Source organism: Desulfosarcina sp., assembly GCF_041551955.1.
Classification (GTDB): domain Bacteria; phylum Desulfobacterota; class Desulfobacteria; order Desulfobacterales; family Desulfosarcinaceae; genus Desulfosarcina.
Map to the genome: position 1 here is coordinate 1 of NZ_JBFELV010000148.1, position 10,258 is coordinate 10,258.

The 10,258-nt window shown below is 57.8% G+C and carries 8 protein-coding genes; all 8 read right to left on the bottom strand.

The genetic code is table 11. The features are described from left to right. Complete coding sequence (locus tag ABYV26_RS12735; RefSeq protein ID WP_372681549.1) at nt 1-663, bottom strand: hypothetical protein; 663 nt, start codon at nt 661-663, stop codon at nt 1-3. 158 nt (nt 664-821) lie between these two features. Then, nucleotides 822-1,712 (bottom strand): DUF58 domain-containing protein, encoded by an 891-nt coding sequence (locus ABYV26_RS12740; RefSeq protein WP_372681551.1) that lies wholly within the window; start codon nt 1,710-1,712, stop codon nt 822-824. A gap of 111 nt (nt 1,713-1,823) precedes the next feature. Further along, nucleotides 1,824-2,777: an AAA family ATPase gene (locus ABYV26_RS12745; protein ID WP_372681562.1), complete on the bottom strand. Its 954-nt coding sequence runs from the start codon at nt 2,775-2,777 to the stop codon at nt 1,824-1,826. 258 nt (nt 2,778-3,035) lie between these two features. Continuing rightward, entirely contained in the window at nt 3,036-6,791 is a 3,756-nt protein-coding gene (locus ABYV26_RS12750) for a hydantoinase B/oxoprolinase family protein (RefSeq protein WP_372681553.1), read from the bottom strand. 172 nt (nt 6,792-6,963) lie between these two features. Continuing rightward, on the bottom strand, nt 6,964-7,737 hold the full coding sequence (locus ABYV26_RS12755; RefSeq protein WP_372681555.1) for a creatininase family protein: 774 nt from the start codon (nt 7,735-7,737) through the stop codon (nt 6,964-6,966). A gap of 9 nt (nt 7,738-7,746) precedes the next feature. Next, complete coding sequence (locus ABYV26_RS12760) at nt 7,747-9,060, bottom strand: TRAP transporter large permease (protein ID WP_372681557.1); 1,314 nt, start codon at nt 9,058-9,060, stop codon at nt 7,747-7,749. After that, nucleotides 9,057-9,560, bottom strand: a complete 504-nt coding sequence (locus ABYV26_RS12765) for a TRAP transporter small permease subunit (protein WP_372681559.1) — start codon at nt 9,558-9,560, stop codon at nt 9,057-9,059. Before ABYV26_RS12765 ends, ABYV26_RS12760 begins: the two co-directional genes overlap by 4 nt. A 121-nt stretch (nt 9,561-9,681) precedes the next feature. Continuing rightward, a partial coding sequence (gene dctP, locus ABYV26_RS12770; RefSeq protein WP_372681561.1) for a TRAP transporter substrate-binding protein DctP occupies nt 9,682-10,258 on the bottom strand: 577 nt, incomplete at its 5' end.

Sequence of the window (10,258 nt, forward strand, 5' to 3'; positions counted from 1 at the left end):
TTATTTGAGCTTTGGGATTTGTTTTTTGGTATTTTCATAATTCTGGGAGAGCACCATATTTTGTTCTCCGCCCGCTTCTTTGCCACCCATGTCGATATGTTGTGTGGTTTTCTGTACGAATTCCCGGGCAAACAGCAGATCCGTTTCCATCTGCATTTCCACAGCCGTTTGGCTGCCGAACTTGACCGGATCCATGGCCCGGCAAAGGCCTTTCAAGCGTTGGGCTAGACCTTTGTCCATGTTCAACCGATCGATGCAGGGTATGAACTCTTCGGTGGTCATCTCCGGCGCGCCCACGGCGAAGCGTCCCGAAACATATTGCCGCAAGATAGCTGAAAGGCGGAAGTAAAAGGTTTTGCCGTCCAGCCGTCGTACATCGGCAATCTCACCTAATGCCTGCATGGCCTTCATTTCCGGGGGCGGTTCGGGCACGCTAGTTTCGATAGCCCGGGCTTTTTTATGTTTCTTCCAGAACCACCAGCCTGCTGCCAGAATTGTTACTGCTGCAAGGCCAAGCAGCACAGGGACCAGCCAGAATGCATCGATGCCCACCGATACCGGTGGCTGGATATCGTGGATGTCGGTCATGGATGCCGCTATATCGGGGGGTGGCGATTCAGTCGCTGGCAGCGGGACGGCAGGGGCCGCTGTTTCCTCGCCCATCACCTGAGCTGCTTGAAGGAGGGTGAACAGAACAAAAAAAATCCCGGCGATATAGAATTGACGACAATGGTTGTGGCAAGGCCAGAGGGCGGAAGCTGTATTAAAAATACCGCGACGACCGATAACGAAGTTCAAAATCATTGTCGTCAATTCTATCTTCATCGCCGCCGTCGCTCCCGGAGCCTGAAATAGCGCACCAGGGCATCGGCCGCATCGCCGTCAGTGGGCATTTCGATGCAGTCCATGTCCATGGCCTTGTGGTTTTGCAGGATCTGCTCGTGAACCGCCTGGCGGCCGGCCCGGAATCGGTCGCGGGTGGTCCGGTCAGAGGCGTCCAGGTAGCGTATGGCCCCGGTTTCCAAGTCCTGGAAGGCGACAATGCCCCCGTCGGGCAGCCGGAACTCTCCGGGATCGGTAACCAGGACGCTGATCAGCTCGTGTTTTCTGGCGGCCGAACGTATCCGCAAGGTGGTGTTCCGGCCGAAGTCTTCGGTGAGAAAGTCGGAAACCAGGAAGGCCACGCTGCGTTTGCGGCAGACCCGGGCCAGAAAATCCACTGCATCGACGATATTGGTTCCGGTGTGCTCGGGCTGAAAGGTGAAAATTTCACGGATGAGCCGCCACACATGGGCCGACCCTTTTTTAGGCGGGATGTAGCGCTCCACCTGATCGGTGAACAAAATGGCGCCGGCCTTATCGTTGTTGCGGATGGCGTTGAAGGCCAGGATGGCGGCGATTTCTGCGGCGGTCTCGCGCTTGATGCGCTGCGTGGTGCCGAAGCGGCCGGAGCCGCTCATGTCCACCAGAAGCATGACCACCTGCTCGCGCTCTTCCCGATAGCGCTTGATGAAGGGCTTTCCCATGCGGGCCGACACCTTCCAGTCAATGCTTTTCACCTCGTCTCCGGGCGTATACTCACGCACCTCTTCAAACTCGATGCCCGCCCCACGAAACACTGAACGGTACTGTCCGGCCATCATCGTGTTGACCATACGGCCGGTTTTGATGTGGACTTTCTTGATCTTTTTGATGAGATCGGGGGAAAGCATGATTATCGCTGGCGCTCGAAAATGCAAATGGTAAAGATAAAATCCGTTTATATGTAAATACGGATCGGTTACTTGTTTTGAACCCAGAACCCAGAACCCAGAACCCAGAATTTACGGCACCTCCACCGAATCAAAGATGCGGCCGATGATTTGATCCGTGTCGATATCCTCCGCCTCGGCTTCATAGGTCAACAGGATCCGGTGGCGCAGTACGGCCGGGGCAATGGTCTTCACATCCTGGGGGGTCACGTAGGCCCGGCCCTGCAAAAAGGCGTAGGCCCGGGCGGCCAGGCTCAGGAAAATGGTGGCCCGGGGCGAAGCCCCGAACTGGATGTAATGAGAGACATCGACATGAAAGGCTGCCGGGTTGCGCGTGGCAAAAACCAGGTCCACGATATAGTCTTTGAGCTTTTCGTCCATGTAGACGCTGTTGATCAAACCGCCGATGGCCCTGATCTCCACCGGGTCCAGCACCGGCTGAACGGCTTCCGGGGCGTCGAAGCCGACGCGCTTCATGATCTCCTTCTCCTCGGTCTTGTCCGGGTAGTCGATGAGAATCTTGAGCATGAACCGGTCCACCTGGGCCTCGGGCAGCGGGTAGGTGCCCTCCTGTTCGATGGGGTTCTGGGTGGCCATGACCAAAAAAGGGTCGGCCAGCGGGAAGGTGGTGTCGCCGATGGTGACCTGGCGTTCCTGCATGGCCTCCAGCAGTGCCGACTGGACTTTGGAGGGGGCCCGGTTGATTTCGTCGGCCAGGATGATGTTGTTGAACAGCGGGCCTTTTTTTATGCTGAAGTCACCGGTCTTGGGGCGGTAGATCTCCGTTCCCACCAGGTCGGCCGGCAGCAAGTCGGGGGTGAACTGGATGCGTTTGAATTCGGCGTGAACCGTGTCGGCCAGGGCCTTGACCGCGCTGGTCTTGGCCAGGCCCGGTACGCCCTCGATGAGAATGTGCCCCCGGGTGAACAGCCCCATGAGCAGGCCGTCGATGAGATCCCGTTGGCCCACCAGAACTTTGCCGATCTCTTCGCGGATCCGGTTGACCACGAGATGCTTTTCTTCAATCTGTGCTTTCAGTTCTTCCAGAGGCACGACAAGTCTCCTTTAGCCAAAAATGTCGGGTTGTTGTGCAAGTGGATGCCCGGCAGAGGCCCGCCGGGATTTAAATCAAGGGGAAAATAAATAAGGAACCCGGTATTGTCAAGGTGTCTGAAGCTGAGGGGCGTGTGCCGGTGCGAATTGGCTATTGATTTGAATGAAATAAAAAAAGGGGCAGAAATCAGGTCCCCCTAAAGATTTCGCAGAAACCCGATGGCGGATGAGTCAGGTTTCCTTTTTGCCGAATCCCCCCCCACCGGGGGTCAGGATGCGAAATCGGTCTCCGGGCTGAGCCAGGATTTCATTTTTAGCCCCCAGGTACAATTGGCGGCCGTCGCTGTGAATAAAAATGTTTTTCCCCCGTTTGCCCGATTCGCCGCCTTCGAGACCATAGGGGGCGAACACCCTGCGTTCGGAAAGAATAGCCATATTCAATGATTCGAGGAACTCCACCTCACGGACCAGGCCGTCACCGCCGCGGTGTCTACCCTCGCCGCCGGACCCGGTGCGAATGGAAAATTCCCTAAGCAGCAGCGGATAACGACGCTCTAAAATTTCCGGGTCGGTAATGCGGGTGTTGGTCATGTGGGTGTGAACACCGGTTTGGCCGTGCCAGGTGGGACCAGCTCCGGCCCCGCCGCCGATGGTTTCGTAATAGCCGAAGCGCGCATTGCCGAAGGTGAAGTTGTTCATGCACCCCTGGGAGGCCGCGGCTACACCGAAGGCTTTAAGAATCACGTCCACCACCCGCTGGGAGGTGAGCACGTTGCCTCCCACCACGGCTGCTTCGGTGGAGGGATCCAGCAGGGTACCCGGCGGGATGAGGATGGTTATTGGGATCAGACATCCATCATTGAGAGGCAGGTCCTTTTCGATGAGGCACCGCAGGCTGTAGAGTATGGCGGACCGCGTGACCGCGGAAGGGGCGTTGCAATTGCCCCAAATCTCGGGTCCCGTTCCGGTAAAATCGAAAACAGCGCTGCCGTCTGCGCGGTCTATGGTCAACGATAGCACGATCGGGCTGCCATCATCCAAATAGTCCACCGCCCGCACGGTATCCTTGTCTTTCATCCCTTTGGAGAGTGACAATTCCTTCAGCCGGCTTCTCACTGCCGCCTCAGCGGCGTCCTGAACGTGGCTCATGTAAGCCTGCACGACCTCGAGGCCATAGTGCTCCACCATCTCCAGCACCAGTTCGATTCCCTTCTGATTGGCGGCCACCTGGGCCTTGAGATCCGAAATATTATCCGCCAGCAGGCGAGTGCCGGAGATAGCGGGTCGTCCCGGCTGGGAGATGAGCTTTCCCGGGGATAGAAGCAGCTCGGTAATGCCCGCTTCCTGGAAAATGCCGTCTGCTACCAGTTTGAAGGAGGTGATGCAGGCTCCCTCTTCTTCGATTCGCCGAGAGTTTGGCGGCATGGAGCCCGGAGAGATGCCGCCGATATCCGCGTGGTGGCCTCGGCTGGCCACCCAGAAGATGATTGCTCCTTTGCGGAACACCGGGGTGATGACAGTAATGTCGGGCAGGTGGCTGCCGCCAGCCGCCGGATGGTTGGAAACCAGCACGTCACCCGGTTTCAGGGTGCTGCCTTGGCGGCGAATCTGTTCTTTCACTGCAGCGCTCATGGCGCCCAGGTGAACGGGCAGGTGGGGTGCATTGGCCACCAAAGCGCCGTCGGGTCCGAACATGGCGCAGGAAAAATCCAAGCGCTCCTTGATGTTGGTAGAGATGGCGGTTTTTTGCAGCATGCGGCCCATCTGCTCAGCGATGGACATGAACAGGTTGCTGAAGATGGAAAGTTGAACCGGATCGACCTGGGTGCTCAATCGGCCCGTGTCGCCCTCACCGACCTGGATTTCAACGTCACCAAAGCGGCTGATGGTCGCCAGGCACTCCGGGTCCACCACGATAGTGGCCGTGTCCTGGATAATGATGGCCGGGCCGTCGATGGTATGACCGGCCTTCAGGTGAGCCATCGTGTAGATGGCCGTTTCCCGCCAGCCATCCTCGAAATAGCAGGTTTTGCGATCAATCGCTGCTGCCGGGGTATCCGCCATGTCTATTGGCACCTTGCTAAGGCCCGAGGCCTCTGCTTGGGTGCGCACCCGCAGGTCATCCACAAGAATGTCACGTCCTTCGAGGTCGAATCCAAATTCACGGAGGTAGGTGGCTTTGAAGGCGGCGGTAAAATCACCATCTTCGGGTTCGGGGATCATCAGAGCCGTGTCCGTGCCCTGGTAGCGCATATTCAGGTAACGTGTGGCTCGGATCTGCCCGGTTGTAAAACCCTGGGCCGTCAGTTCCGTTTCAGCTTCAGCCTGGAGAATTTTCAGCTGGCCGAGGAGTTCGGGATAGCCATCGCTCATGAAGACCTGGGCGGCTGGCTGCTGGCGTTCGGCCACCACATCGGCCAGACCGATGCCGTAGGCCGACAGGATGCCGGAAAACCGGTGGATAAAGATTTTGGAGATGCCCAACGCCCGGGCGATGGCGCATGCATGCTGGGCCCCGGCACCGCCGAAGGTGGCCAGTACATGTTCCTTGATGTCGAATCCTCGCATGACCGAGATTTCGCGGATAGGCCGTACCATGGATTCGTTGGCTACCTGGATGAAGCCCATGGCCACCTGCTCGACAGACATGGCCGTGTGGCCTTTGCGGCTGTTGTGGCTATTGATGGCTTGCGTCAGGCTTTTCATCGCGGTCCGGGCAGCCTGGAGATCCAGGGGCTGGTCTTCGGAGGGGCCGAAAATATGGGGAAAGTAGTCGGGCTGGAGGCGACCGAGGATCAGATTCGCGTCGGTGACCGACAGGTGGCCGTTTTTGCGATAGCATACCGGACCGGGGTGGGCACCGGCAGATTCAGGGCCAACCAGGAACATGCCGTTGTCGAAAAACAGACGGCTGCCGCCGCCGGCGGCAACGGTTTTAATCTGCAGCTGAGGTGCCTGAATTCTCACCCCTGCAGTTTCAGTTTCAAAGACAAGCTCGTATTCACCACCGAAGCGGGAAACGTCGGTAGACGTGCCCCCCATGTCGAAACCGATTACCGGCTGCCTGCCAACCTCGCTGAAAGTGGTCATGGCATAGCCCACCACACCGCCGGCCGGCCCGGAAAGGATGGCACGGCTGCCGGTGAAGTCGTCGGCCCTGGCCAGGCCGCCATCCGATTGCATGAACAGCAGGCCTGTATTATCAAGGCCGCCGGCAAAGCCCTTGCGAAAGCTGTTGAGGTAGGTTTGGATGTGGGGATTGAGATAGGCGTCGGTCATGGTGGTATCGCCCCGGGCCACCAACTTGACCATGGGCATCACCTGGGAGGAGAGAGAGATCTGGGAAAATCCCATCTCCCGGGCCAACCGACCCACGGCCAGTTCGTGTTCCGGCCAGGCATAGGCGTGCATGAACACGACGGCCAGACTGCGGATGCCCCGGTCCAGAATGTTCTGCAGCCGCGGGCGCAAGACTTCGGTGTCCAGCGCTTCAAGCACCACCATTCGTTCCCCTGTGATTCCCTTCACCACGGGCTGCGCCGGATTTGTTTCATCGTCCCTGAGCATGCGGACCCGCTCATCAACCTCCACCACCGTCTCGTAGAGCAGGTCCGGCTTTTTAATTTCCAGATCAAAGATGCCGGGCCGGTCCTGGTTGCCGATCTGCAGGATGTCCCGGAAACCACGTGTCACCAGCAGGGCACATCGGGCTCCTTTTCGTTCCAGCAGGGCATTGGTGGCTACGGTGGTGCCCATGCGGATCCACTCGATGTTTTCGGCCGGCACGCTATTTTTGGGAATGTCGATGCCACTGATCTCGGCCAGGATGCGTCGGATGCCCTCCCGGGGGGCGTCGTCATAATTCAAGGGGTCTTCGGACAGCAGCTTGACGACCCGGAAGCCCGGCTTACCGGGTATTTCAGCATATATGTCGGTGAATGTCCCGCCGCGATCTATGGAGAATCGGTACTTTTTGGAATCAGCCATGATGGTTCACTCTTGATGTATTAAAGGATTTTAGTTGTCCTGAAAGATGAAAATCCAACATCGATCGTCCTATGTTGCACGGTTGCACGAAAAATAAAGTCAGCGTGGTTCGACGTCACCACTGATTTCTGAAGGCTTGTTTTCTGAATTCAGCCTTCGAGGTGCATTTTCGCTACTTGCCAGCCAGGAGCTCCAGCACCTGGACCAATCGGCCGACAAGGTGGTCATGATAAACCCTGCCTTTTTCCCGTGTAGCCAGGCTGGGGCGGCCGGTGATGGTGTCCCCGGTGCGGTCGAACACTTGCTGCAGGCCTTCCCGCGTGGCCGGCACGTAACACAGGGTGTCCCGGGGATCCTGCGGGTCCAGGCGGTATAAGGGAGTTTCTGGATGGGGGTTGTCATTGGCCTCGTCTAAACGGATCAGGTCCGGGTGGCAATGACACATGTGTGAGATTTCGATCTCCTCTCCATGGCCGATGGACCCGAAATCCAGTTTCGCGACGACCTCCTTTGACATGTAGGCAGGGTCGAAGAGCACCACCTTGACCCCCAGGGTGCGCTGCACCCGTTCTGCGGCGATCTGCATCCAGGAGATGTTGACGATGCGGTGGCCATTGATGACGACAAAGTTCTCAAAACCATGCACAGCCAAGGACCCGATGGTATCGCTTAGCACTTCAATGAGGATTTCCGCCCGGATGGATATGGTGCCCGGTTTGACCAGGTGATGGGGGCTCCACCCGAACCACAGGGGCGGCGCCACCAGGACCCCGGTCTCCTGTGCCGCCCCTTCGGCAATAGCTTTGGCCACGTATGTGTCGGTGCCCAGCGGGGCGAAAGCACCGTGTTGTTCGGTGCTGCCAATGGGCAAGATGATGCGATTGTCTGACTCCAGGTAGGCCGCCACATCTTTCCACGATTGTTGCTCGAGTTTAAAAGTTTGCATGGGACGCTCCTATTTGGCGATCATCAACCGGGGGAGATAGAGGGCGATCTCCGGGAATAGGGTGATGATGACCGTGGTCAGCAGCATAAGAAAAAAGAAGGGCAGGGCGTTGCGGGCAATACGCATGATGGGATCGCCGGTGAGGCCCTGGATGACAAACAGGTTGAACCCCACGGGAGGGGTGATCTGGCTCACTTCCACCATGAGAATCAGGTAGATGCCGAACCAGATGGGATCGAATCCGGCTGCCGTGACCATGGGCAGGGCGATGGGCAGGGTCATCACCACGATGGAAAACCCGTCCAGCAGGCAGCCCAGCACCACATAAACCAGTCCCAGCATCAACATCAATGTATATGGAGAGAGGTCCATGCCGGTGATGGCCTGGGTGATTGCCGCCGGTATGCCTAAAAAGCCCATGACCCGTGAAAGAAAGCCCGCGCCCACCACGATCAGCATGATCATGGCATTGGTCTTCACGGCACCCACCAGGCATTCAAACAGTATTTTAAGGTTCATCTGGCGGTTGAGAAAGGCGAAGATGGTTGCGCCGAGAACCCCCAGTGCAGCCGCTTCGGTGGGCGTGGCGATCCCTGCATAAATGCTGCCCAGCACCATCAGAATAAGGATCAGGGTGGGTGCCAGATCCTTCAACGCCTTTATTCGCTCTGTCCACGAGTAGGTATCCTGCATTCTCGGTGCGATCTCGGGACTACGGATGCCGCGGTAAATGATGTAGGTGGAGTAGATCCCTGAAAGCAGGACCCCCGGCAGAATGCCGGCCATGAACATTTTGCCGATGGAGACCTCCGCCAGGATAGCGTAGACGATCATGATCAGCGAGGGTGGGATGAGAAATCCCAGGGTGCCGGCGCCGGCCAAGGACCCCTGAGCGATGGAGCGGTCATAGCCCAGTTTATCCAGTTCGGCCAGGGTGATGCGACCCACGGTGGCGGTGGTGGCGGCGCTGGAGCCGGAAACGGCGGCAAAGAGGGTGCAGGAGATGATATTCATCAGCAGGAGTCCGCCGGGTAGCCTGTAGAGCCAGGGCACCAGTGCCCGGAACAGACGTTCGGAGATGCCCGACCGGTAGAGGATTTCTCCCATGAGAATGAACATGGGCAGGGCCACGTACTCCCATTTTTCGATAGTGGCCCACACTGACGAGGCCATATTGCTTCCCGCGGGCAGGCTACTAAACAGGGTCATGCCCACGAAGCCGACAATAAACAAGGCAAATCCAACCCAGATGCCGGAACTGAGGGTGAGAAACAGAACGCCGAAAACGACGGCGGACATGCTGGCCATGCTGGCGTCCATCATACTACCTCCTCTTGTGTCCCGATAGCCGCAAAGGTTTTGATGGTTATGCCGGCCAGTTGGATCAAAAAGCAGGCTGCGCCGACCAGCATCAGCGTCTGGGGGATCCACAATGGCGTCTGGGTGAGAGTGCCGGAGGTGGAGTTGTAGCGGATGGTGGACTGGACCATTTTGAACAGGTACCACCACAGGTAGCCCATAAAGGCGGTGGTGACGGCAGTAGCCACAAAAGTGAGGATTGCGGCCATGCGCTTAGGCATAAAGCTCAGGATCAGGGTGATGCGGATGTGGCCCTTTTCTTTGAGGCAGTAGCCGGCTCCCATGAAGATGATTGCGGCCAGACCATAGGCACTGTACTCATCAGCAATTAGGGTGGTTTTGCTCAAGGTGTTCCACAGCAGGATCTCGACGAGGATTAAAATGGTCATCAGTGCCAGCATGACCGCAGAAATGCCGGCCATCCAATCGCTGAGTTTTTCGGTAAGGCGTACGATTCGGTGCATGGGCTCACCAGCAGCGGAATTTGAGTGAGAGCGTCCTCCCCAGAGGGGCGGTCGCTTGAAAAGCTGGGCGGGCCGGAGCACTGCCGGCCCGCCCGGTTGGCCTCAAAATTATGGGGACAAACTATTGGGTTTTGCCGGTGATACGGGCATATTCATCCAGGATCGATTGGGCATCGGCTCCTGCCTTTTTGGCCCATTCGCCGCGCAATTGCTTTCCGATGGTGTCCATCTCTTTGCGGAAGGCCTGGCTGACAGGTGCCACGATCATGCCGTTTTCAACCAGGGTGGCCCTGCTTTTACGGTCCATGTCGCCGGCCAGGTTCCACATTTCGTCCTCCATCTCCGCGGCGATTTCCAGCACTTTCGTCTGAGTGCCGGCGGACAGCTTGTCCCATGCGGCTTGGTTGACATTGACCATGTTCACCGGTCCCACGATGTTGATGGGAGTGAAGTACTTGAGGACTTCCCATGCTTTGGCGTCGACACCTGAGACAGATGACGTGTACATGGAGTCCAGCAGGCCCGCCTTCATGGCCGGGTAGACTTCGGAGAAGGGCATCTTGCGGGCGGCAATGCCGGTGGCTTCGCCAAACGCCAGACCGGTACCATCATAGACGCGCATTTTCAGACCCTTGAGGTCGGCGGCGGAATTGATGGCCCGCTGAGTGTAGATGCCGGAAAATGGCCAGACTGAAGAA